Annotated in this window: 17 protein-coding genes; 10 read left to right on the top strand and 7 right to left on the bottom strand. The window is 72.2% G+C overall.

Annotation, left to right across the window (positions count from 1 at the left end; translation table 11 throughout):
- Nucleotides 1-28: 28 nt before the first annotated feature.
- From AC0699_RS04425 to lgt, 7 genes are all read left to right on the top strand, one after another.
- Nucleotides 29-481, top strand: coding sequence for a DUF2752 domain-containing protein (locus tag AC0699_RS04425; RefSeq protein WP_478655524.1), 453 nt, complete (start codon nucleotides 29-31; stop codon nucleotides 479-481).
- 127 nt (nucleotides 482-608) lie between these two features.
- Nucleotides 609-1,418: an indole-3-glycerol phosphate synthase TrpC gene (trpC, locus tag AC0699_RS04430; protein WP_478655432.1), complete on the top strand. Its 810-nt coding sequence runs from the start codon at nucleotides 609-611 to the stop codon at nucleotides 1,416-1,418.
- A 7-nt stretch (nucleotides 1,419-1,425) separates the two neighbouring features.
- Nucleotides 1,426-1,644 carry a tryptophan biosynthesis modulator TrpM gene (gene trpM, locus AC0699_RS04435; protein WP_478655435.1) on the top strand — a complete coding sequence of 73 codons (219 nt, stop codon included), beginning with the start codon at nucleotides 1,426-1,428 and terminating at the stop codon, nucleotides 1,642-1,644.
- Between the two features lie 236 nt (nucleotides 1,645-1,880).
- The gene (gene trpB / locus AC0699_RS04440; protein WP_478655438.1) at nucleotides 1,881-3,185 is read left to right on the top strand and encodes a tryptophan synthase subunit beta; all 1,305 of its coding nucleotides are present in this window, start codon (nucleotides 1,881-1,883) and stop codon (nucleotides 3,183-3,185) included.
- Nucleotides 3,182-4,006, top strand: a complete 825-nt coding sequence (gene trpA / locus AC0699_RS04445) for a tryptophan synthase subunit alpha (RefSeq protein WP_478655440.1) — start codon at nucleotides 3,182-3,184, stop codon at nucleotides 4,004-4,006. The genes trpB and trpA overlap by 4 nt, the downstream gene beginning before the upstream one ends.
- 174 nt (nucleotides 4,007-4,180) lie before the next feature.
- Nucleotides 4,181-5,011: a DsbA family protein gene (locus AC0699_RS04450; protein WP_478655443.1), complete on the top strand. Its 831-nt coding sequence runs from the start codon at nucleotides 4,181-4,183 to the stop codon at nucleotides 5,009-5,011.
- A 220-nt stretch (nucleotides 5,012-5,231) separates the two neighbouring features.
- A complete protein-coding gene (gene lgt / locus AC0699_RS04455; protein WP_478655445.1) occupies nucleotides 5,232-6,260 on the top strand; it encodes a prolipoprotein diacylglyceryl transferase in 1,029 nt (342 codons plus the stop codon).
- Between the two features lie 196 nt (nucleotides 6,261-6,456).
- On the opposite strand, the gene AC0699_RS04460 is transcribed toward lgt, so the two are convergent.
- From AC0699_RS04460 to AC0699_RS04490, 7 genes are all read right to left on the bottom strand, one after another.
- A complete protein-coding gene (locus AC0699_RS04460; RefSeq protein WP_478655448.1) occupies nucleotides 6,457-7,296 on the bottom strand; it encodes an HpcH/HpaI aldolase/citrate lyase family protein in 840 nt (279 codons plus the stop codon).
- Nucleotides 7,293-8,525: a CaiB/BaiF CoA transferase family protein gene (locus AC0699_RS04465; protein WP_478655450.1), complete on the bottom strand. Its 1,233-nt coding sequence runs from the start codon at nucleotides 8,523-8,525 to the stop codon at nucleotides 7,293-7,295. Before AC0699_RS04465 ends, AC0699_RS04460 begins: the two co-directional genes overlap by 4 nt.
- Nucleotides 8,526-8,659: 134 nt before the next feature.
- On the bottom strand, nucleotides 8,660-9,568 hold the full coding sequence (gene rbsK / locus AC0699_RS04470; RefSeq protein ID WP_478655453.1) for a ribokinase: 909 nt from the start codon (nucleotides 9,566-9,568) through the stop codon (nucleotides 8,660-8,662).
- Nucleotides 9,565-10,965: an ADP-ribosylglycohydrolase family protein gene (locus AC0699_RS04475; protein ID WP_478655456.1), complete on the bottom strand. Its 1,401-nt coding sequence runs from the start codon at nucleotides 10,963-10,965 to the stop codon at nucleotides 9,565-9,567. The genes rbsK and AC0699_RS04475 overlap by 4 nt, the downstream gene beginning before the upstream one ends.
- The gene (locus tag AC0699_RS04480) at nucleotides 10,962-12,131 is read right to left on the bottom strand and encodes an ADP-ribosylglycohydrolase family protein (RefSeq protein WP_478655458.1); all 1,170 of its coding nucleotides are present in this window, start codon (nucleotides 12,129-12,131) and stop codon (nucleotides 10,962-10,964) included. Before AC0699_RS04480 ends, AC0699_RS04475 begins: the two co-directional genes overlap by 4 nt.
- Nucleotides 12,132-12,298: 167 nt before the next feature.
- On the bottom strand, nucleotides 12,299-13,798 hold the full coding sequence (locus AC0699_RS04485) for an ADP-ribosylglycohydrolase family protein (protein WP_478655527.1): 1,500 nt from the start codon (nucleotides 13,796-13,798) through the stop codon (nucleotides 12,299-12,301).
- Between the two features lie 200 nt (nucleotides 13,799-13,998).
- Nucleotides 13,999-14,994: an ADP-ribosylglycohydrolase family protein gene (locus AC0699_RS04490; RefSeq protein ID WP_478655460.1), complete on the bottom strand. Its 996-nt coding sequence runs from the start codon at nucleotides 14,992-14,994 to the stop codon at nucleotides 13,999-14,001.
- 222 nt (nucleotides 14,995-15,216) lie between these two features.
- Between AC0699_RS04490 and AC0699_RS04495 the strand changes: the two genes are divergently transcribed.
- From AC0699_RS04495 to AC0699_RS04505, 3 genes are all read left to right on the top strand, one after another.
- Nucleotides 15,217-15,945: a VIT1/CCC1 transporter family protein gene (locus AC0699_RS04495; protein WP_478655462.1), complete on the top strand. Its 729-nt coding sequence runs from the start codon at nucleotides 15,217-15,219 to the stop codon at nucleotides 15,943-15,945.
- Nucleotides 15,946-16,367: 422 nt separating this feature from the next.
- On the top strand, nucleotides 16,368-20,969 hold the full coding sequence (gltB, locus tag AC0699_RS04500) for a glutamate synthase large subunit (RefSeq protein WP_478655464.1): 4,602 nt from the start codon (nucleotides 16,368-16,370) through the stop codon (nucleotides 20,967-20,969).
- Nucleotides 20,962-22,422, top strand: coding sequence for a glutamate synthase subunit beta (locus AC0699_RS04505; protein WP_478655466.1), 1,461 nt, complete (start codon nucleotides 20,962-20,964; stop codon nucleotides 22,420-22,422). The genes gltB and AC0699_RS04505 overlap by 8 nt, the downstream gene beginning before the upstream one ends.
- Nucleotides 22,423-22,552: the final 130 nt, after the last annotated feature.

Raw genomic sequence — 22,552 nt, forward strand, 5'->3', positions numbered from 1 at the left:
ACCGGGGGACAATCACGACGTGGATGCCATGTCTGCCGCCACCCCTGCCCCGGGGCCGTCCCCGGCACCAGGGCCCGCACCCGCGCCGCTCGTGCGCAGGCTCGCCCCGCCGCTGGCCGTCCTGGCCGGTGTCGCCGCGGCCTTCGCCTACGTCGGCGCTGTCGACCCGAACGAGCCGGGCCACTACCCCGTCTGCCCGCTGCTGCGGTTCACCGGGATCTACTGCCCGGGCTGCGGCGGGCTGCGCAGCGCGCACGCCTTCATCCACGGCGATCTCGGCGCTGCCTTCGGCTCCAACGCCCTCGCGGTCCTCGGGTACGGAGTCTTCGCCGTCCTGTGGACCGTCTGGCTGGTCCGCGCGGCCAGAGCCCTGCCGGTGCGGATCGGCCTCGGGGCCGCCTGGTGGTGGGCGCTCGGCGGGGTTCTGATGGTCTTCACCGTCGTACGGAACCTGCCCTTCGGCTCGGTGCTCGCGCCATGACACCCGGGGCGAAGTTCCAGGTAGTGGGACGGCCGTCAACCGGATGCGGGCCCTTCGCCCTCCTCCGGATACCATCGAGATAGCTGACAGTGATCCACGATCAACCACCCGGAAGGGGGCCGCTCGCGTGAGTGTGCTCGACGAGATCATCGAAGGCGTGCGCGCCGACCTCGCAGAGCGGCAGGCGCGGGTCAGCCTCGACGAGCTCAAGGAGCGTGCCGCCAAGGCGCCCCAGGCCAAGGACGGCGTGGCCGCGTTGCGCGGAGAAGGCGTCAAGGTCATCTGCGAGGTGAAGCGCTCCAGCCCCTCCAAGGGAGCGCTCGCCGCGATCGCCGACCCGGCGGGACTCGCCGCCGACTACGAGGCAGGCGGCGCTGCCGTCATCTCCGTCCTCACCGAGCAGCGCCGCTTCGGCGGCTCGCTCGCGGACCTGGAAGCCGTGCGGGCCCGGGTGGACATCCCGGTGCTCCGCAAGGACTTCATCGTCACGTCCTACCAGCTGTGGGAGGCCCGGGCGTACGGCGCGGACCTCGCCCTGCTGATCGTCGCCGCCCTCGACCAGGAGGCTCTGGTCTCGCTGATCGAGCGCGCCGAGTCGATCGGCCTCACCCCGCTCGTCGAGGTCCATGACGAGGAGGAGGTCGAGCGGGCCGTGGACGCCGGTGCCAAGATCATCGGTGTCAACGCGCGCGACCTCAAGACCCTCAAGGTCGACCGTTCCACCTTCGAACGCGTCGCCCCCGAGATCCCCGCGGGCATCGTCAAGATCGCCGAGTCCGGCGTCCGCGGCCCGCACGACCTGATCGCGTACGCCAACGCCGGCGCCGACGCGGTCCTGGTCGGCGAGTCCCTGGTCACCGGCCGCGACCCGAAGGCCGCAGTCGCCGACCTGGTCGCCGCCGGCGCCCACCCGGCCCTGCGGCACGGGAGGGACTGACCCTCCCATGACCGCCGTCGTCCGCCGCATACCGTCCGCCCACCGGCCCGGGGCCTGTCTTCCGGCCGGTGCGGCTGCGACGGCATGTGTGCCGCATGCGCCGCTGGCGCGCGGCTGCCGCCCGCGCGGCTGCCGCGCCCCGGCCCGGCGGGTGCACGGACGCCGCGTCCGGTACGTCATCGGGGACGAACCCGGCCAGGTCAACGGCATGCGATGGCGTCGCTGAGCGACTAGGTCCTGTCCGGGCGATCTTCGAGGATCAGGCCGCGGCGTCAGATGCGGTGCATCGCAAGGCGGAGGGTCGCCCTCGTACTGGGCACTTGGGCGACTCCGACAACGCAGCGAGGTGCCGTAGCTGTCGTCGCGGGCCCGACAAGATCGCCCGGACAGGTCCTGGCTCAGCGATCCGAACGTCATCACATTCATTTCTCTTCGGCTTTCACGCCCACGAGGAGTTCTGGCATGCCCAGCGATTACTTCATTCCCGACCTCGAAGGCCAGGTGCCGAACGCGGCCGGCTACTTCGGCGACTTCGGCGGCAAGTTCATCCCCGAGGCGCTCGTCGCCGCGGTCGACGAGGTGGCTGTCGAGTACGACAAGGCCAAGTCCGACCCCGCCTTCGCCGCCGAGCTCGACGCGCTGCTCGTCCACTACACCGGCCGGCCCAGCGCCCTCACCGAGGTGCCCCGGTTCGCCGAACACGCCGGCGGCGCGCGGGTCTTCCTCAAGCGCGAGGACCTCAACCACACCGGCTCCCACAAGATCAACAACGTGCTGGGCCAGGCCCTGCTCACCAGGCGCATGGGCAAGACCCGCGTCATCGCCGAGACCGGCGCCGGCCAGCACGGCGTCGCCACCGCGACCGCCTGCGCGCTCTTCGGCCTCGACTGCACCATCTACATGGGCGAGATCGACACTCAGCGCCAGGCGCTGAACGTCGCCCGGATGCGCATGCTCGGCGCCGAGGTCGTCCCGGTGAAGTCCGGCAGCCGCACCCTGAAGGACGCCATCAACGAGGCGTTCCGCGACTGGGTCGCCAACGTCGACCACACGCACTACCTCTTCGGTACGGTCGCGGGCCCGCACCCCTTCCCGGCCATGGTCCGCGACTTCCACCGGGTCATCGGCGTCGAGGCCCGCCGCCAGATCCTGGAGCGCGCGGGCCGCCTCCCGGACGCGGCCGTGGCGTGTGTCGGCGGCGGATCCAACGCCATCGGTCTGTTCCACGCGTTCATCCCCGACTCCGGCGTACGGCTGGTGGGCTGCGAGCCCGCGGGCCACGGCATCGAGACCGGCGAGCACGCGGCCACGCTGACCGCCGGCGAGCCGGGCATCCTGCACGGCTCCCGCTCGTACGTCCTCCAGGACGACGAGGGCCAGATCACCGAGCCGTACTCGATCTCGGCCGGGCTCGACTACCCGGGCATCGGCCCGGAGCACTCGTATCTGAAGGACAGCGGGCGTGGCGAGTACCGGGCCGTGACCGACGACGCCGCGATGCAGGCGCTGCGGCTGCTGTCCCGTACGGAAGGCATCATTCCGGCGATCGAGTCCGCGCACGCGCTGGCCGGTGCGCTGGAGATCGGCAAGGAGCTGGGCAAGGACGGACTGATCCTGGTCAATCTGTCCGGCCGCGGCGACAAGGACATGGACACGGCTGCCCGCTACTTCGGGCTGTACGAGGAGAACGGCACCGCCGCGACGGACGCGGTCGTCGAGGCGGACGCGGCGGGCGAGGTCGCGGAGATCGAGGGGGACGCCAAGTGAGCGGGAACATTCAGCTGCTGAGCGACACCCTGGCGGCCGCCAAGTCCGAGAACCGGTCCGCGCTCATCGCATACCTCCCGGCCGGCTTCCCGACCGTCGACGGCGGGATCGAGGCGGTCAAGGCCGTGTTCGACGGCGGCGCGGACGTCGTGGAGGTGGGCCTGCCGCACTCCGACCCCGTCCTGGACGGACCGGTCATCCAGACCGCCGACGACATCGCACTGCGCGGCGGCGTCAGGATCGCCGACGTGATGCGCACGGTCCGCGAGGCCCACGCGGCCACGGGCAAGCCGGTGCTCGTGATGACGTACTGGAACCCGATCGACCGGTACGGCATCGCGCGCTTCACCGCCGAGCTCGCCGAGGCGGGCGGCGCGGGCTGCATCCTGCCCGATCTGCCGGTCGAGGAGTCCGCCGTATGGCGCGAGCACGCCGAGAAGCACGGGCTCGCCACGGTCTTCGTGGTCGCACCGAGCAGCAAGGACGAGCGGCTCGCCACGATCACGGCGGCGGGTTCCGGCTTCGTCTACGCGGCCTCGCTGATGGGTGTCACGGGCACCCGTGAATCGGTCGGCGAGCAGGCCCAGGATCTGGTCCGGCGCACCCGTGCCACCGCTGCTTCCCGCAGTGGGCTCCCTGTCTGTGTGGGCCTGGGTGTCTCCAACGCCGAGCAGGCCGCGGAGGTCGCCGGCTTCGCCGACGGCGTCATCGTCGGCTCGGCCTTCGTCAAGCGGCTGCTCGACGCGGACGACCACGCGGCCGGGATCGCGGCGGTGCGGGCGCTGGCGAGCGAACTCGCCGAGGGCGTACGCAAGCGCTGACGGATCGGCTGACGGACCCGTTGAGGGATCACGCTCAGGGATCGGGCTGAGGGTTCACCCCCGACCGATCCGGCGACCGGCCGGCTGGCGGACCCGGTCGTATCGGGTCACCCGTCCGGGTGGACCTCGGACCGGGGAGGCGCATGCGCGCCTCCCCGGTTCGTTGCTGTGGGCGTGAGTGAGAAGAACCGAGACGGAAAGCGGGCCGCGCGAGAGCGGCTCCTGCAGGATCGCGAGCTGCAGAGGGCGCGCGAGAAGCGACGGCGCCTGTTGATCGTGTCCGCGGCGGTGGTGGGCGTGCTCGGCCTGGCCGCGGTGGTCGGCGTGATCGCGGCGAACACCGGAGGCAAGGACGAAACCTCCACCTCCACGGCCGGCCCGGTCACCGCTCCCAGCGGCGCCCAGGGCGCGGGGGCGCTCGCGATCCCGGCGGGCGCGAGCGACGCACCGTCCACGCTCACGATCTGGGAGGACTTCCGCTGCCCCGCCTGCGCCGCGTTCGAGAACGTGATGAGGGACACGATCCATGAGCTGACGGACTCCGGCCAGCTGAAGGTCGAGTACCACCTCGCCACGATCATCGACGGCGGGATGGGAGGCACTGGCTCCCAACGTGCGGCGAACGCGGCGGCGTGCGCGCAGAACGCCGGGAAGTTCGTCGAGTACCACGACGTGCTGTACCAGAACCAGCCCCCGGAGACGGACGACGCCTTCGCGCAGAACAGCAGACTGATCGAGCTGGCGGCCAAGGTCCCGGGCCTCGACACGCCCGAGTTCCGCAGCTGCGTGGAGGACGGCAAGCACGACAGCTGGGTCGACAAGTCCAACGAGGCCTTCCGCAACGGCGGATTCAAGGGCACGCCCACGGTGCTGCTGAACGGGCAGTCGGCCTTCCCGCGGAAGGGCAGCGAGGAGATCTCCCCGGCGAACCTGAAGAAGTGGGTCGCCGAGGCGAACGCGGGCAAGAAGCCGGGGACGGCACAGCCGAGCCCCGCGGGTTCCTGACGAACGGACCGGTTCCGGGGCGGCCGGCCGACGGATCCGCGGCGGCGCCCCGGGGCGCCGCCGCGGCGGCGGCGCGTGGCTCCGAGCGGCGCGCCGACGTGTTCCCCGGACGGCGTCCCGTGCCCGCGCGCGGTGTCGGCCGGATGACGCGGCTCGTTACCCAGACGTTGCCCGGTCGGTTGCCGTGGTGCGGGCCCGGCAAGGTAGCGTCGGGTCTGCCATGGACCTTGCCTACATTCCCAGCCCGTCGACCGGTGTGCTCCACCTCGGACCGCTCCCGCTGCGCGGCTACGCCTTCTGCATCATCATCGGTGTCTTCGTGGCCGTCTGGTACGGCAACAAGCGCTGGATCGCCCGCGGCGGCAAAGCCGGCACGGTGGCCGACATCGCCGTCTGGGCGGTGCCGTTCGGCCTCGTCGGCGGCCGTCTGTACCACGTGATCACCGACTATCAGCTGTACTTCAGCGAGGGTGAGAACTGGGTCGACGCGTTCAAGATCTGGGAGGGCGGCCTCGGCATCTGGGGCGCGATCGCGCTCGGCGCGGTCGGCGCCTGGATCGGCTGCCGCCGCCGCGGAATCCCGCTCCCCGCGTACGCCGATGCCATCGCTCCCGCAATCGCCTTCGCGCAGGCGATCGGCCGCTGGGGCAACTGGTTCAACCAGGAGCTGTACGGGAAGCCGACCGACCTGCCGTGGGCCCTCAAGATCACCGAGGGCGCGAACCGCGAGGCGGGCCTGTACCACCCGACGTTCCTGTACGAGTCGCTCTGGTGCATCGGCGTCGCGCTGCTGGTCATCTGGGCCGACCGGCGCTTCAGGCTCGGCCACGGGCGGGCGTTCGCGCTGTACGTCGCCGCTTACTGCGCCGGCCGCGGCTGGATCGAGTACATGCGGGTCGACGAGGCCCACCACGTCCTGGGCCTCCGCCTGAACGTCTGGACCGCGATCGTCGTCTTCGTCCTGGCCGTCGTGTACATCGTGGTCTCCGCCCGGCTCCGCCCGGGCCGCGAGGAGGTCGTCGAGCCCTCGGCCGTGGAGTCGCAGAAGAGCGACGCCTCCGATGCCGATGCCGATGCCGATGCCGGTTCCGGGTCGCCGGACGCGGCGAGCGGCGAGTCCGGCACCGGCGCCGATGCTGACGCTGACGCCGAGCTCACGCCTGCGGACGTCGCGCCTGCGGACGTCACGCCCGCGGACAAGGACCGCGACGGGGACCACGCGGACTCGGAGTCCGCGAACAAGAGCTGATCCCGCAGCACCCGCAGCACCCGCTCCCGCAGGGCCGCTCGACTGTCGCAGTCGGGCGGCCCTGCGGCGTTTCCGGAGCGTGCCGGGACCAGGGCCGTGCGCCCCCTGCGGTGCGCCCCGGTCCGCCGCTGTCCGCGGTGGCGGCCGGGCGCTCCCGGCACCGGCCGCGCCCGGCCGTAGGGGGACACGTCCGGGTTCATGGCACGCCGCGGCCCGCGAGGGACAGGGTGCGGTGGGCGGCCGCCACCACGGCCGCGTCGACGAAGCGGCCGTCCGGGAGGGCCAGCGCACCCGCGTCGGTCGTCGCCGCTTTGATGATCTCCTCGGCCTCCTCCACCTCTTCCGGGCTGGGCAGATACGCCCGCTCGATGACCTGGAGCTGCCGGGGGTGGATGGCTGCCCGGCCCATGAAGCCGAGCGCACGGCCATGGGCGCAGGAGGCCGCGAGGCCGTCCAGGTCACGGATGTCGGGGTAGACCGACTGCGTCGGCGGGGCGAGTCCGGCCGCGCGGGCCGCGACCACGATGCGGCTGCGCGGCCAGTCGAGCCCGGTGTCGTTACGTACCCCCAAGTCCGCGCGGAGATCCGCCTCGCCGAGCGCGATCCCGCGTACGGCGGGATCTGCGGTTGCGATGGCGTAGGCGTGCTCGACGCCCCCCGCCGATTCGAGCAGCGCGTACAGCTCCGTCCCCGGTGCCAGCTTCGCCGGACCCCGGATGTCAGTGGCGTGTGCCACCTTGGGGATACGCAGAGCCGACAGGCCGGGCAGGGGGGCCAGCGCGGTGATGTCCCGCTCTGCGTGGATGCGGACATGGACCGGTACGGGCTGGGGGGAGGTGAGCAGTTCGGCGGTCGCTTCGAGGGCGTACGCCTTGCGGTGCGGTGCGACCGCGTCCTCGAGGTCGACGATCACGATGTCGGCCCCGGAGGACAGCGCCTTCTGGACGACTTCGGGCCGGTCTCCGGGGGCGTACAGCCAGGTGAGCGGAAGGCCTCGGGGGTGGATGACCCGGGGGGTGACAGCCAGCGGGGTCATAGCGCGCCTTCGCTGCGCAGGGCGGCGATGCGGGCAGTCGTGAGCCCGAGTTCGGTGAGGACGGCTTCCGTGTCCGCGCCGTGCGGCCGGCCGGCCCAGCGGATGCCACCAGGAGTCTCGGAGAGGCGGAAGAGGATGTTCTGCATACGGATCGGACCGAGTTCCGCGTCGGGGACCTCGGTGACGCTGCCCAGCGCGCGGTACTGGGGATCGTCCATGACGTCGCGGATGTCGTAGACGGGGGCGACCGCGGCCTCCGCCTTGTCGAACGCGGCGAGCACTTCGTCACGGTTGTGGCGGGCGATCCAGTCGCCCACCGCCTCGTCGAGTACGTCGGCGTGCTCCGCCCGGCCGCTGCCGGACCTGAACCACGGCTCGCGGGCCAGCTCGGGCCGGCCGACCAGCCGCACGACGCGTTCGGCGACGGACTGCGCGGAGGTGGAGACGGCGAGCCAGGTGCCGTCGGCCGCGCGATAGGTGTTGCGCGGGGCGTTGTTGCCGGAGCGGTTGCCGGTGCGCGGCTGGACGTAGCCGAGCTGGTCGTACCAGATGGGCTGCGGGCCGAGGACGGTTAGGATGGGTTCGATGATGGCCATGTCGACGACCTGGCCGCGGTCGGTGGCGGCGCGGGCGGTCAGCGCGGTCATGACGGCGTAGGAGGTGGCGAGTGCGGCGATCGAGTCGGCGAGGCCGAAGGGAGGGAGTGTGGGCGGACCGTCGGGTTCGCCGGTGATGGCGGCGAATCCGCTCATCGCCTCGGCGAGGGTGCCGAAGCCGGGACGGTGGCAGTACGGGCCGAACTGACCGAAGCCGGTGACCCTGGCCAGGACGAGACGGGGGTTGGCCGAGGAGAGCTCCTCCCAGCCGAGCTGCCACTTCTCCAGCGTGCCCGGGCGGAAGTTCTCGATGACGACATCGGCGGTGGCGGCGAGCCGGAGCAGGGTCTCGCGGCCGCCCGGCGTGGACAGATCGAGCGTGATGGTGCGTTTGTTGCGGCCGAGCAGCTTCCACCACAGGCCGACACCGTCCTTGTCGGGACCGTGACCGCGTGACGGGTCCGGCTTACGGGGGTGTTCGACCTTGATGACGTCGGCGCCGAAGTCACCGAGCATCGTCGCGGCGAGCGGACCGGCGAAGAGAGTGGCGAGATCGAGGACGCGTAGTCCGGCGAGCGGACCGTCTCCGGCGTGCTGGCGGGCGGCGACACCGTCGGCGTCGGGGTCGTGCATGGGGGCTCCTTGCGAGGCTCCTGCGGGGCTTTGCGTGGGCTCGGGGCTCGGGGCTCGTTGCTCTTTGCTCGTGATTCGTACGGGGACAGCGGTACGGCGACAGCGGTAAGGGGACAGCGGTACGGCGACAGCGGCTACCGGCCGGTCGTCACGCCCTCCGTTCCCGCGTCGATCTCGGTGCGGTACGGCATGGAGGACGAGGCGCCCGGGCGCTGGACGGAGAGCGCGGCGGCCGCGGAGGCCCAGGCCATCGCGGCGGGCATCGGCCTGCCCTCGACGATGGCCACCGCGAGGGCTCCGACGAAGGTGTCGCCCGCGGCGGTCGTGTCGACGGCTCGGACGCGCGGGGCCGGGACCGTGACGGGTTCAGCGCCGCGGGAGGCGTAGAGGCTGCCCGCGGCACCGAGGGTGATCACCACCTCGGGCACCTGGCGGAGCAGTGCATCGGCGGCGGCGTGCGGGTCGGCGGTGCCGGCGAGAGCGGCGGCCTCGTGCTCGTTCGGCACCAACAGGTCGGTGGCGGCGAGCAGTTCGGGCGGCAAGGGCTGCGCGGGCGCCGGGGTGAGGATGGTCCGCACCCCGTGGCGGCGGGCGGCCTCGGTACCCGCGATCACGCCGCTGAGCGGGAGTTCGAGCTGGAGGAGGAGGGCGTCGGCGCCGGCGATGAGGGTCTCGTCGCCGGGGCCCAGACGGGTGACGGTGCCATTGGCGCCGGGGACGACGACGATCGCGTTGCCGCCCTCGTCGTCCACGACGATGTGCGCGGTTCCGGAAGGGCCTTCGGCGGTGCGCAGCAGATCGGTGTCGACTCCGGAGTGCTGGAGCGTGTCCCGCAGACGGGCGCCGAAGTCGTCCGAGCCGACGGCGCCGATCATCGACACGTCGCCGCCGGCCCGGGCGGCTGCAACGGCCTGGTTGGCGCCCTTGCCGCCGGGGACCGTACGGAACTCGCGCCCCGTGACGGTCTCTCCGCGCTGCGGGGCCTTCGCGACGTACGCGACGAGGTCCATGTTGGTACTGCCGAGCACGACGATGCCGCTCATGGGCGCGAGTCCTCCCGCAAGGTGGTGTGGGCGAGGGTGAGGTGGGCGAGCGAGTCGAAGCCGATGCCGTCGAAGCCGCCGACGGTGCTGGCGAGACGGTTCTTGAGCGGGGCGGTCCAGCGCTCGGGCAGCCGGTCCGGGTGGCCGGCGAGCAGCCCGGCGAGGGAGCCGGCGGTGGCGCCGTTGGAGTCGGTGTCCCAGCCGCCGGACACGGCACGGCAGATGGAGCCGGCGAAGTCGCCGTCGGCATGGGTGAGGGCGGCGCAGAGGAGGGCGGTGTTGGGGACGGTGTGCACCCAGTGGTACGAGCCGTAGGCGGAGTGCAGACGGTCCACGACGGTGTCGAAGCCGGCGTGTGCGGTGGCCGTCTCGATGCCCGAACGGATGGCCGCGGCCAGACGGGAGCGGGGCGGTACGACGCGGAGGCCGCTGCGCAGGCACTCGTGGACGTCCGCGGTGCCCGTCGCCGCCTCGGCGAGCGCCGCCGCGATGAACATGGCCCCGTACACGCCGTTCGCGGTGTGTGTGAGCACCGCGTCCCGATGGGCCTGCTCGGCGGCGGCGGCCGGGTCGCCGGGGTGGGTCCAGCCGTGGACATCGGCCCGGATCGCGGCCCCGATCCATTCACGGAAGGGGTTGTGGCGGCGGGCGGTGAGCGGGGGCTCAAGACCGGCCAGGAGGTTGCGGTAGGCGATGCGCTCGGCGGTGAAGGTGCGGCCGGCGGGGAGTTCGTCCAGCCAGAGCCGTGCGACGTCGGCGGTGCGGAAGCTCCGTCCGTACCGCTTGAGGAGCAGCAGGTTGAGGAGGGGGTAGTTGAGGTCGTCGTCCTCGGGCATGCCGTCGATGTTCTCGGCAAGAGAGGTGTTTGCGGAACGGCGGTTCCAGGGATGCGCCCGCAGGAGTTCGGGCGGGACGCCCTTCGCGGTGAACCAGGTGCTGAGGGGCCAGTTGCCGGCGGCGCGGGCGAGTGCACGGAGGGCGTGGAGGGGGAGCTTCTCGACGGGCTTGCCCAGGAGACACCCGGCGGCCCGGCCGAGCCAGGCGGCGTGGAGCCGGTGGAGGAGAGCTTCGCCGCCCACGTCTCGCGGCGAGGAGCCGCCGGGCCCCGGACGGGGCCAGTCGGTGCACGTCGCCTTGACGGCCCGGAGGTCCGTCGGCTCGCAGTCCGACAAAGGGCTGGGCAGCTCGGCCAGTTCGTCCAGCAGAAGGGTCGCCAGGGTGCGCAGCCGCGGGGACGCGCAGGCGGGGGAGGCGCCCGCCGACGGCGGGGCGGGAGCACCGCCCGCCCTCCGCCAGCGGCGGGCGATCTGCGAGGCCTCGCGTCCGTCCTCCTCGGCCTGGCGGAGTTCATGGCCGACCAGGTCCTCGGGCTGGACCCAGGTGAGGCGGAGGTTCATCGGGCGTCCGTCAGCCGGGCGAAGGCCGACTCGTGTGCCCGGCGGCGTTCCTTGTCCCGGGCGAAGACCTCGTACGTGACGTCCGTGAGTGCCCGTGCCGGGGCGTGCAGATCGAGCCGGCTGGCCTCCGCGACCGTCTTCACCCAGTCGGGCGGGATCGGCTCCTCGCCGTACAGCGCGCCTGCGATCGCTCCGGACATCGTGGCGATCGAGTCGCAGTCACGGCCGTAGTTGACGGAGCCGAGGACCGCACGGCGGTAGTCGCCCTCGCCGATGAGCAGCATGCCGAGGGCGACGGGCAGTTCCTCGATGGCGTGCAGCCGGGAGGGGCGGCGGGCGCCCAGGGAAGGGGCGCGGTAGTCGGGGCCGACGGTGTCGAAGGGGGCGACGGCCTCGCGCAGCGGGCGCAGGGCGGGCTCGAAGTCGGTGTACCGGGAGGCGACTTCGGTGACCGCCTCGATCGCCGAGTGCGTACCGTCCTTCGCAGCGGCGAGGCAGGCGTCGACGACGGTGGCGGGGGTCGCGCCGGGGGTGCAGGCCGTGGCGACCGCCACGGCGAGCACGCCCGCCGCCTCGCGGCCGTACGAGGACTGGTGGGCGCCCGCGACGTCGAGGGCCTCGGCATACGCGGCGGCCGGGTTCGCGGCGTTGACCAGGCCGACGGGCGCCATGTACATCGCGGCGCCGCAGTTGACGATGTTTCCGGTGCCCGCCTCGCGCGGGTCGACATGACCGTAGTGGAGGCGTGCGGCGAGCCACTTCTCGGCGAGGAAGACCCGCTGGAGCGGGAGCGCCTCGGCCTCCAGCTCCGGGATCCAGCGGGGGTTGGCGATCAGGTCCGGGACGAGGTGGTCGGCGACGGCGTACGCGTCGAGGTGGTCGCGCACGGTCTCGTAGACGCGGACGAGGGCGTGGGTCATCAGGGTGTCGTCGGTGACGTGTCCGTCGCCCTTGTGGTACGGGGCGATGGGACGGGCGGTGCGCCAGTCGTCGCCGTGCCACGGGCCGACGATGCCGTGGACGCGGCCGCCGTGCCGTTCCACGATCTGCTCCGGGGTGTACCCCTCGACCGGGCCGCCGAGGGCGTCGCCGACCGCCGCGCCGACGAGGCACCCCGTGATCCGGTCGCCGAGTGTCGTGACCGTCGGGAGCGCTGAGAGTGTCATGTCGGAATTGTCCACCCGGGGTGGGTGCGGGCGGGGAAGGCTCAGTCGGGGATTCGTGTCCGGATTCGCAGGGGCTCCGCGTCGGGATCCGTGTCGTGTGCGTGTCGTGTCGCGTGCCGTGTTTCGTGTCAGGACCTGCGTCTCGATCCGGGTCCGACGGGGGCGAGTTACGGGCGCACGGTGCGGGCGAGGAGACCGGCGAGTTCCACGAGATCGGTGCCGGCGAGGCGGGGGAGGGCGCAGCCGGCGAGGGTGCGGCAGGCGTCGCGCCAGGCGGCGGGTACGGCCGCGCCACCGCCGAGCGCGCCGGTCAGCGCCCCGGCGAGGGCGGGTGCGGAGTCGGCGACGCGGGACAGGCACGCGGCGGCGGGGATCGCGCCGGATACCTCGCCGCGGGCGGCGGTGGCGAGGGCGAGGGCGACGGGAACGGTCTCGGCGGCGGCGATGCCGTAGCTGTAGACGTGGTCGACGATCTGATGCTCCAGGAGGGGAACGAGGGAGAAGGCGTCGGCTCTGCTGTGGACGCAGTCCCTGGCGAGCTTGACGGCGTGCCGGGCGTTGCGGCCGATCTCGGTGGCGTCCGGGAGCTGGGCGAGGGCGGCGTCGACGGCGGTGTCGACCTGCGCGCCGCCGAGGGCGGCGGCGATGGCCGCCGCCATGGCACGGGCGCCGTGCACGCCGTCGCCGTCCTGGGTGTAGCGGGCGTCGAACTCGGCGAGGTCGGCGGCGGCCTGTGGATGCCCGGGGTGGACGACGGCGAGTACGGCGGCGCGGACGCAGGCGGCGTCGTCGAAGTAGTGCGGGTTGTCGTGACCGGTGGCGGGTGGGCGCAGGCCGGTGGCGAGGTTGCCGAGGCCGGCGCGTACGGAGATACGGGCGCGGAGGGGGAGTACGGCGGACTCGACCTCGGGGGCGCGGGCGGCGGCTGCGGCGACCTTGCCGGCGAGGGAGTTCCAGGCGAGGTCGACCGCGGCGCGCATGCGGCGGCCGAGGTCGAGGCCGTCGAAGTGCTCACCGGCGCCGGTGAGCACGGTCTCGGCGGCGAAGGCGGCCCACTCGGCGTCGTCGGAGGGACCGAGGCGGAGGGGTTCGGGGGGCTGGTTGAGGGCGATGGGGACGGGGAGGGTGGTCGTCGCGTTCTGCTCGGCGAACGTGTCGAGCTCGCGTGTGAGCCGCCGCGTCCACTCGGGCATCCGCGCGGCCCGGTGCCGCGCGGCGGGCCACCCCGCGGCGTCTCCGGCGGCGAGCCCGAGAAGCAGCCCCTCGATCCGGGCACCGGCACCGGCGCCGGCGCGGGTGCCGGCGCGGGTGCGGGTGCCGGCGCGGGTGCGGTGGGGGCGCGGCGTCTTGCGGGCGGTGGCCGTGGGTTGTTTCGCCGCCCCTCCCCCTGCGCCCTCGGGCGTGGGGGGACCCCCACTTCCAGCAACCGAGGTCGGGCCGCCGGCTCCCCGGACCCGGCCCGGCGCTTCGCGCGGGCCGGTGGGGGCCGCCGGTGCGGCTTCGCGTCCCGGGGCATCGTGCGGGTGGGCGGTGGGCCGTGCGGTGTCGTTCGGCACTGCGTGGGGGTGGGTGGGGGCCGCGGGCCGGCCCGCCGCTCCCCGGACCTGGCCCGGCGCTTCGCGCGGGCCGGCGAGGGCCCCGGCGACGTCCGGGGCCTCGGGCGCCACCGGGCTCCCGGGGGCCGCGGTGTCGGCACGAGCCTCGTCCGGGTCGCACGGCGTCCCCGGAGTGAGGTCCGGTGGGGAGTCCGGGGGTGTGTCGGTGGTGAGGTCCGGTGGGGAGCTCGGGGGTGTGTCGGTGGTGAGGTCCGGTGGGGAGTCCGGGGGGTCCGGGGTGGGCTGGGGGGTGGGGTCGAGGGGGCGGGGGGTCATGAGGGGGCCTCGGTGTCGTCGTACGGGGTGAGGAGGTCCGCGATGTCGAGGACGTGGTAGCCGCGCATCGAGGGCAGGCAGCTGCCGCGGACGGGGCCGATCGCCGCTGCCCAGTCCGGGGGGATGGCGGAGGCGCCGGACATCGCGCCGGCGAGGGCGCCCGCGACCGCCGCCGTGGTGTCGGCGTCGCGGCCCATGTTGACTGCGGTGAGGACGGACGTACGGAAGTCGCCGCGGGCCGCTGCGAAGGCGCCGAAGGCGAGTCCGACCGCCTCGGGCGCGAGGTCCGTCCAGGGGTAGCCGCCGATGACGACGGCGGAGCGGACCGTGCGTTCGCGGCCGAGGGGGTCGGGCTCCGCCCGTTCCGCGGCGACGACCGCGCGCCGCATGGAACGCGCGGTCCACGAGTCCATCGGGACGACGGACAGCGCCGCGCCGATGACCCCGGCGGGCCCGGCACCCGCCATCGCCGCGGCCACCCCCGCCGCCACGGCCTGGCCACCGTAGATGCCCTCGCCGTCGTGGCTGACGCAGCCGTCGATGGCGACCAGCCGCGCGGCCTCGTCGGGGCGGCCCGCCGCGAAGACGCCGAAGGGAGCCGCCCGCATGGCGAGCCCGTCGCTCCAGGCGTGCCGGTGCTGGGCAGTGATGGGGGCCGCCAGACCGCGGCGGAGGTTCTCCAGCGTCCCCCGCTCGCTGAAGCCCGCCCCCCTGAACGGTCCCTCGTCGAGGTCGGCGATCCAGTGGTGCCAGGCCTTCTCGACATGCGCGACGGTCAGGGCGGACCCGTGCCGGGCGAGCAGCAGCCCGGAGAAGATCGCGTACTCCGTGTCGTCCGTACCGGCCGGACTCTCGGTCACGAAGCCCTCGATCCGGCCCCACCGGCGGCGGATCTCGGACGGCCGCATGTTCTCCGCGGGCGCCCCGAGCGCATCTCCCACCGCCAGTCCGAGAAGCGCGCCGCGGGCCCGATCGCATGCAATCCACTCCAACGCGTCACCCCTTTATGAGGCTTCATGCGGCACTGGGCCTGTTCCTGGATCTCTGCCACGCGGGGCGCCGGGTGCGGCGCGGTGAACCTCCGTGTCACCCGCCTGCCACCAGGTAAGTAAAGCCTGCCTTGCTGGCGCGCCCCTTACATCGCGCGTACTTTCGAGGTGTTGAGGGGGAGCGGGGCGTATGTACGAACCCGCCCTGGGAGCAAGGGGAGAGCTGTGTCCATCATCGAGACCGAGGCGACACTTCACGCGGCCCACCGCGACAACCACACGCACCGCGACGTGAACGGCGGCTGGCTGCGCCCCGCGGTGTTCGGCGCGATGGACGGTCTCGTCTCCAACCTCGCCCTGATGACCGGTGTCGCGGGCGGCGCCGTGTCCCAGCAGGCCATCGTCATCACCGGGCTCGCCGGTCTGGCGGCCGGAGCCTTTTCCATGGCGGCCGGCGAGTACACCTCAGTGGCCTCGCAGCGCGAGCTCGTCCAGGCCGAACTGGACGTCGAACGTCGCGAATTGCGCAAGCACCCGATCGACGAGATGGAGGAGCTGGCCGCGCTGTACGTGGCCCGTGGCGTCGAGCCCCCGCTCGCCCGCGAGGTGGCCATGCAGTTGTCCCGGGACCCCGAGCAGGCGCTCGAGATCCACGCCCGCGAGGAGCTCGGCATCGACCCGGACGACCTGCCGTCGCCGGCCGTCGCCGCCGTCTCGTCCTTCGCCTCGTTCGCGCTGGGCGCGCTGGTGCCCGTGCTGCCGTATCTGCTCGGCGCCACCGCGCTGTGGCCCGCGGTCCTGCTGGCGCTCCTCGGGCTCTTCGCCTGCGGTGCGCTGGTCGCCAGGGTGACCGTCCGCGGCTGGTGGTTCAGCGGGCTGCGGCAGCTCGCGCTGGGCGGGGCCGCGGCCGCCGTGACGTACGGAATCGGGTCGCTCATCGGCGCGGCGGTCTGACCCCGGCGGGACCTGCGGTGACCTGCGGGGATTCCGATCCTGACGGTTCGGGCCCGGGCCCGGTACCCTGTGAGGTACGTCCCGGTGCCAAACCCCGGCACTCGGTGGGACACTATGCGTGGCACCACATAAGTAGCCGTTACCTGGCGGTTTCGAGTCCCTAACAACCGGGCATGAGCCGTAAGCGCCGTGGGCAATGAAGCCTGCTCTGCATCCGGGATCGCGGACACCGATCTGACGTCGACCTGTCCGTCCCGCCCAATCTGCGCCGCTACCAGACCCAAGATCGCGGTGTCCGCATGCTGGAATGGGCTATCCGGTACCCGAGATTCACTCCATCATGTAACCTGCACGAAATTTCAGCGGAGGGCCAACGTCGTCCCTCGGCACCACCACATGCCACGACGACGACGGGAGAGCCGATGCGTTCCTACGCCTGGTCGCCCATGGACGGTCGCCCCGCCCCGCAGGGGATGTACGACCCCCGTAACGAACACGACGCCTGCGGTGTCGGGTTCGTGGCCACCCTCACCGGTGTTGCCAGCCATGAGCTGGTCGAGCAGGCGTTGACCGTTCTGCGCAACCTGGAGCACCGAGGCGCCACCGGCTCCGAGCCCGACTCGGGCGACGGGGCCGGCATCCTTCTCCAGGTCCCGGACGCGTTCCTGCGCGAGGTCACCGCATTCGAGCTTCCCGAGGCCGGTTCGTACGCCGTCGGTATCGCCTTCATCCCCGAGGGCGCCCAGGACGAGGCCGTCTCACAGATCGAGACGATCGCCGCGGAGGAGGGCCTGGACGTCCTCGGCTGGCGCGAGGTCCCCATCGCCCCCGAGCTCCTCGGCGCCACCGCCCGCTCGACGATGCCGGTCTTCCGCCAGCTCTTCGTTTCAGGCAAGCACAGCGTCGCGGACGGCACGGCCACGGGCATCGTCCTCGACCGCAAGGCGTTCGTGCTGCGCAAGCGCGCCGAGCGCGAGGCCGGGGTGTACTTCCCGTCGCTCTCCGCCCGCACCATCGTCTACAAGGGCATGCTGACCACCGGACAGCTGGAGCCCTTCTTTCCGGACCTGTCCGACCGCCGCTTCGCCACCGCCGTCGCGCTCGTCCACTCCCGGTTCTCCACGAACACCTTCCCGAGCTGGCCGCTGGCCCACCCGTACCGCTTCGTCGCGCACAACGGCGAGATCAACACGGTCAAGGGCAACCGCAACTGGATGCGTGCCCGTGAGTCGCAGCTGGTCAGCGACGCGTTCGGCTCTGCCGACAAGGGACAGAGCGCAGCGGAGAAGCTGGAGCGGATCTTCCCGGTCTGTACGCCGGACGCCTCCGACTCCGCCTCCTTCGACGAGGTCCTGGAGCTGCTCCACCTCGGCGGCCGCTCCCTGCCCCACAGCGTCCTGATGATGGTCCCCGAGGCGTGGGAGAACCACGACTCCATGGACCCGGCCCGGCGCGCCTTCTACCAGTACCACTCCACGATGATGGAGCCCTGGGACGGCCCGGCCTGCGTCACCTTCACCGACGGCACCCAGGTCGGCGCGGTCCTCGACCGCAACGGTCTGCGCCCCGGCCGCTACTGGGTCACCGACGACGGCCTCGTCGTCCTCTCCTCCGAGGTCGGTGTCCTGGACATCGACCCCGCCAAGGTCGTCCGCAAGGGCCGCCTCCAGCCCGGCAAGATGTTCCTCGTCGACACCGCCGAGCACCGCATCATCGAGGACGACGAGATCAAGGCCACCCTGGCCGCCGAGCAGCCGTACCAGGACTGGCTGGAGGCCGGGATCATCGAGCTCGGTGATCTGCCCGAGCGCGAGCACATCGTGCACACCCACGCCTCGGTCACCCGCCGCCAGCAGACCTTCGGCTACACCGAGGAGGAGCTGCGCGTCCTCCTCGCGCCGATGGCCCGCGCCGGCGCCGAGCCGATCGGCTCCATGGGCACGGACTCGCCGATCGCGGCGCTGTCCGAGCGCCCGCGGCTGCTCTTCGACTACTTCACCCAGCTGTTCGCGCAGGTCACCAACCCGCCGCTGGACGCCATCCGCGAGGAGCTCGTCACCTCGCTGCACTCGTCCCTCGGCCCGCAGGGCAACCTCCTGGAGCCGACCGCCGCCTCGTGCCGCAGCGTCACCCTGCCCTTCCCGGTGATCGACAACGACGAGCTGGCCAAGCTCATCCACATCAACGCCGACGGCGACATGCCCGGCATGACGGCCGTGACGCTTTCCGGCCTCTACCGGGTCTCCGGCGGCGGCGACACGCTGGCCGCCCGGATCGAGGAGATCTGCGCCGAGGCCGACGCCGCCATCGAGGACGGCGCCCGGCTGATCGTGCTCTCCGACCGGCACTCCGACGCCGAGCACGCCCCGATCCCGTCGCTGCTGCTCACCGCCGCCGTGCACCACCACCTCATCCGCACCAAGCAGCGCACCCACGTGGGCCTGCTGGTCGAGGCCGGTGACGTCCGCGAGGTGCACCACGTCGCGCTGCTCATCGGCTACGGCGCCGCCGCCGTCAACCCGTACCTCGCGATGGAGTCCGTCGAGGACCTGCTGCGCGCCGGTACGTTCATCGAGGGCATCGAGCCCGAGAAGGCCATCCGCAACCTGATCTACGCCCTCGGCAAGGGCGTCCTCAAGGTCATGTCGAAGATGGGCATCTCGACCGTCGCCTCCTACCGCGGCGCGCAGGTCTTCGAGGCCGTGGGTCTCGACGAGGCCTTCGTCGACAAGTACTTCAACGGCACCGCCACCAAGATCGGCGGCGCGGGCCTCGACGTCATCGCCAAGGAGGTCGCCGCCCGGCACGCCAAGGCGTACCCGGCCAGCGGCATCGCCCCGGCGCACCGCGCGCTGGAGATCGGCGGCGAGTACCAGTGGCGCCGCGAGGGCGAGCCGCACCTCTTCGACCCGGAGACGGTCTTCCGTCTGCAGCACGCCACGCGCAGCAAGCGGTACGACATCTTCAAGAAGTACACGGACCGGGTGAACGAGCAGGCCGAGCGGCTCATGACGCTCCGCGGCCTGTTCAGCCTCGACAGCGGGCGCGAGCCGGTCTCCATCGACGAGGTCGAGCCCGTCAGCGAGATCGTCAAGCGCTTCTCCACCGGCGCCATGTCGTACGGCTCCATCTCCAGGGAGGCGCACGAGACCCTCGCCATCGCCATGAACCAGCTGGGCGGCAAGTCCAACACCGGTGAGGGCGGCGAGGACCCGGAGCGCCTGTACGACCCGGCGCGGCGTTCGTCGATCAAGCAGGTCGCCTCCGGCCGCTTCGGCGTCACGTCCGAGTACCTGGTCAACGCCGACGACATCCAGATCAAGATGGCCCAGGGCGCCAAGCCCGGTGAGGGCGGCCAGCTGCCCGGCCAGAAGGTCTACCCGTGGATCGCCAAGACCCGGCACAGCACGCCCGGTGTCGGTCTGATCTCCCCGCCGCCGCACCACGACATCTACTCCATCGAGGACCTGGCTCAGCTGATCCACGACCTCAAGAACGCCAACCCGGCCGCCCGCATCCACGTGAAGCTGGTGTCGGAGGTCGGTGTCGGTACGGTCGCCGCGGGTGTCTCCAAGGCCCACGCGGACGTCGTCCTCATCTCCGGCCACGACGGCGGCACCGGCGCCTCGCCGCTGACCTCGCTGAAGCACGCGGGCGGTCCCTGGGAGCTCGGCCTCGCCGAGACCCAGCAGACGCTGCTGCTCAACGGCCTGCGCGACCGCATCGTCGTGCAGACCGACGGCCAGCTGAAGACCGGCCGTGACGTCGTCATCGCCGCGCTGCTCGGCGCCGAGGAGTTCGGTTTCGCGACCGCGCCGCTCGTCGTCTCCGGCTGCGTGATGATGCGCGTCTGCCACCTGGACACCTGCCCGGTCGGCATCGCCACCCAGAACCCGGTCCTGCGGGAACGCTTCTCCGGCAAGGCCGAATTCGTCGTGAACTTCTTCGAGTTCATCGCCGAAGAGGTCCGCGAGCTCCTCGCCGAGCTGGGCTTCCGCACGCTGCAGGAGGCCGTCGGCCACGCCGAGATGCTCGACACCACCCGGGCCGTGAACCACTGGAAGGCACAGGGCCTCGACCTCGAGCCCCTCTTCCACGTTCCCGAGCTGCCCGACGGCGCCGTACGCCACCAGCTCGTCGAGCAGGACCACGGCCTGACGAAGGCCCTGGACAACGAGCTGATCGAGCTGGCCGCCGACGCGCTGGCCGCTTCCTCCGCCGAGGAGGCCCAGCCGGTCCGCGCCCAGGTCGCGATCCGGAACATCAACCGGACCGTGGGCACGATGCTCGGCCATGAGGTGACCAAGAAGTTCGGCGGTGCGGGCCTGCCCGACGACACCATCGACATCACCCTCACCGGCTCGGCCGGCCAGTCCTTCGGCGCGTTCCTGCCGCGCGGCGTCACGCTGCGCCTGGAGGGCGACGCCAACGACTACGTCGGCAAGGGCCTCTCCGGTGGCCGCGTAGTCGTCCGCCCGGACCGCGGTGCCGACCACCTCGCCGAGTACTCGACGATCGCGGGCAACACCATCGCGTACGGTGCGACCGGCGGCGAGCTGTTCCTGCGCGGCCGCACCGGCGAACGCTTCTGCGTCCGCAACTCCGGCGCGCTGGTGGTCTCCGAGGGCGTGGGCGACCACGGCTGCGAGTACATGACCGGCGGCCACGCCGTCGTCCTCGGCGAGACGGGCCGTAACTTCGCGGCCGGTATGTCCGGCGGTATCGCGTACGTCATCGACCTCGACCGCGACAACGTCAACGTCGGCAACGTGAACGCCGTCGAGACGCTGGGCGACACCGACAAGCAGTGGCTGCACGACGTCGTGCGCCGCCACCACGAGGAGACGGGCTCCACCGTCGCCGAGAAGCTGCTTGCCGACTGGTCCGCGGCCGCGGACCGGTTCAGCAAGATCATCCCGACCACGTACAAGGCAGTGCTCGCCGCCAAGGACGCCGCTGAGCTCGCCGGTCTCTCCGAGCAGGAGACCACCGAGAAGATGATGGAGGCGGCGACCAATGGCTGACCCCAAGGGCTTCCTGACCACCGGACGCGAGGTCGCCAGGACCCGTCCGGTGGGCGAGCGAGTCAAGGACTGGAACGAGGTCTACGTTCCCGGCTCCCTGCTGCCGATCATCAGCAAGCAGGCCGGGCGCTGCATGGACTGCGGCATCCCGTTCTGCCACAACGGCTGTCCGCTCGGGAACCTGATCCCCGAGTGGAACGACTACGCGTACCGCGAGGACTGGCAGGCCGCCAGCGAGCGGCTGCACGCCACCAACAACTTCCCGGAGTTCACGGGCCGGCTCTGCCCCGCCCCGTGCGAGGCGGCCTGCGTCCTCGGCATCAACCAGCCGGCCGTCACCATCAAGAACGTCGAAGTCTCCATCATCGACAAGGCGTGGGACGCCAACGACGTCAAGCCGCAGCCGCCCGAGCGGCTGTCCGGCAAGACGGTCGCGGTCATCGGCTCGGGCCCCGCGGGCCTGGCCGCCGCCCAGCAGCTGACCCGGGCGGGCCACACCGTCGCCGTGTACGAGCGCGCCGACCGCATCGGCGGACTGCTCCGCTACGGCATCCCCGAGTTCAAGATGGAGAAGCGGCACATCAACCGCCGTATCGAGCAGATGCGCGCGGAGGGCACCAAGTTCCGCACGGGCGTGGAGATCGGCCGTGACATCGACGCGGCGAAGCTGCGCCGCCGGTACGACGCCGTCGTCATCGCCGCCGGTGCCACGACCGCCCGCGATCTGCCGGTGCCGGGCCGTGAGCTGAACGGCATCCACCAGGCGATGGAGTACCTGCCGCTCGCCAACAAGGTCGTCGAGGGCGACTTCGTGGCCCCGCCCATCACCGCCGAGGGCAAGCACGTCGTGGTCATCGGCGGCGGCGACACCGGCGCCGACTGCGTCGGCACGGCCCACCGCCAGGGCGCGGCCTCCGTCACCCAGCTGGAGATCATGCCGCGTCCGGGCGACGACCGTCCGGGCCACCAGCCCTGGCCGACGTTCCCGATGCTCTACAAGGTCACGTCGGCGCACGAGGAGGGCGGCGAGCGGGTCTACTCCGTCTCCACCACCCATTTCGAGGGCGATGAGGACGGCAACGTCCAGTCCCTGCACCTCGTCGAGGTCGAGTTCATCGACGGCAAGCTCACCCAGAAGCCGGGCACGGAGCGGAAGATCCCGGCCCAGCTGGTCACCCTGGCCATGGGCTTCACCGGCACGGACGTCCAGAACGGTCTGGTCTCGCAGTTCGGCCTGGATCTGGACGAGCGCGGCAACGTCGCGCGCGACGCGGACTTCGCCACCAACGTGGACGGCGTCTTCGTCGCCGGCGACGCGGGCCGTGGCCAGTCGCTCATCGTCTGGGCGATCGCCGAGGGCCGCTCGGCGGCGCGCGGTGTGGACCGCTTCCTGACGGGTGCGAGCGAGCTGCCCGCGCCGATCCGCCCGACGGACCGCGCGCTGATGGTCTGAGCCCCACCCCCGAATACTGCCCGTACAACGGCGTACGGAACAGACGCGGGGGGGGCCCCCCCCCCCCCCCCCCCCCGAGCAGGGGCCCGGCGTGTTGGTGTGGGTTCTTTTTGTTTCGGCCCCCCGGCTC

This window comes from Streptomyces sp. NPDC043870, from assembly GCF_056435785.1.

Excerpts from the sequence above, each read along its gene's own strand:
- trpM (WP_478655435.1), top strand. The coding sequence starts at position 1,426 with ATGACCGCCGTCGTCCGCCGCATACCGTCCGCCCACCGGCCCGGGGCC.
- AC0699_RS04505 (WP_478655466.1), top strand. The coding sequence starts at position 20,962 with ATGGCTGACCCCAAGGGCTTCCTGACCACCGGACGCGAGGTCGCCAGG.
- gltB (WP_478655464.1), top strand. The coding sequence starts at position 16,368 with ATGCGTTCCTACGCCTGGTCGCCCATGGACGGTCGCCCCGCCCCGCAG.
- AC0699_RS04425 (WP_478655524.1), top strand. The coding sequence starts at position 29 with ATGTCTGCCGCCACCCCTGCCCCGGGGCCGTCCCCGGCACCAGGGCCC.
- lgt (WP_478655445.1), top strand. The coding sequence starts at position 5,232 with ATGGACCTTGCCTACATTCCCAGCCCGTCGACCGGTGTGCTCCACCTC.
- AC0699_RS04465 (WP_478655450.1), bottom strand. The coding sequence starts at position 8,525 with ATGCACGACCCCGACGCCGACGGTGTCGCCGCCCGCCAGCACGCCGGA.
- AC0699_RS04475 (WP_478655456.1), bottom strand. The coding sequence starts at position 10,965 with ATGAACCTCCGCCTCACCTGGGTCCAGCCCGAGGACCTGGTCGGCCAT.
- AC0699_RS04460 (WP_478655448.1), bottom strand. The coding sequence starts at position 7,296 with ATGACCCCGCTGGCTGTCACCCCCCGGGTCATCCACCCCCGAGGCCTT.
- rbsK (WP_478655453.1), bottom strand. The coding sequence starts at position 9,568 with ATGAGCGGCATCGTCGTGCTCGGCAGTACCAACATGGACCTCGTCGCG.
- AC0699_RS04480 (WP_478655458.1), bottom strand. The coding sequence starts at position 12,131 with ATGACACTCTCAGCGCTCCCGACGGTCACGACACTCGGCGACCGGATC.
- trpB (WP_478655438.1), top strand. The coding sequence starts at position 1,881 with ATGCCCAGCGATTACTTCATTCCCGACCTCGAAGGCCAGGTGCCGAAC.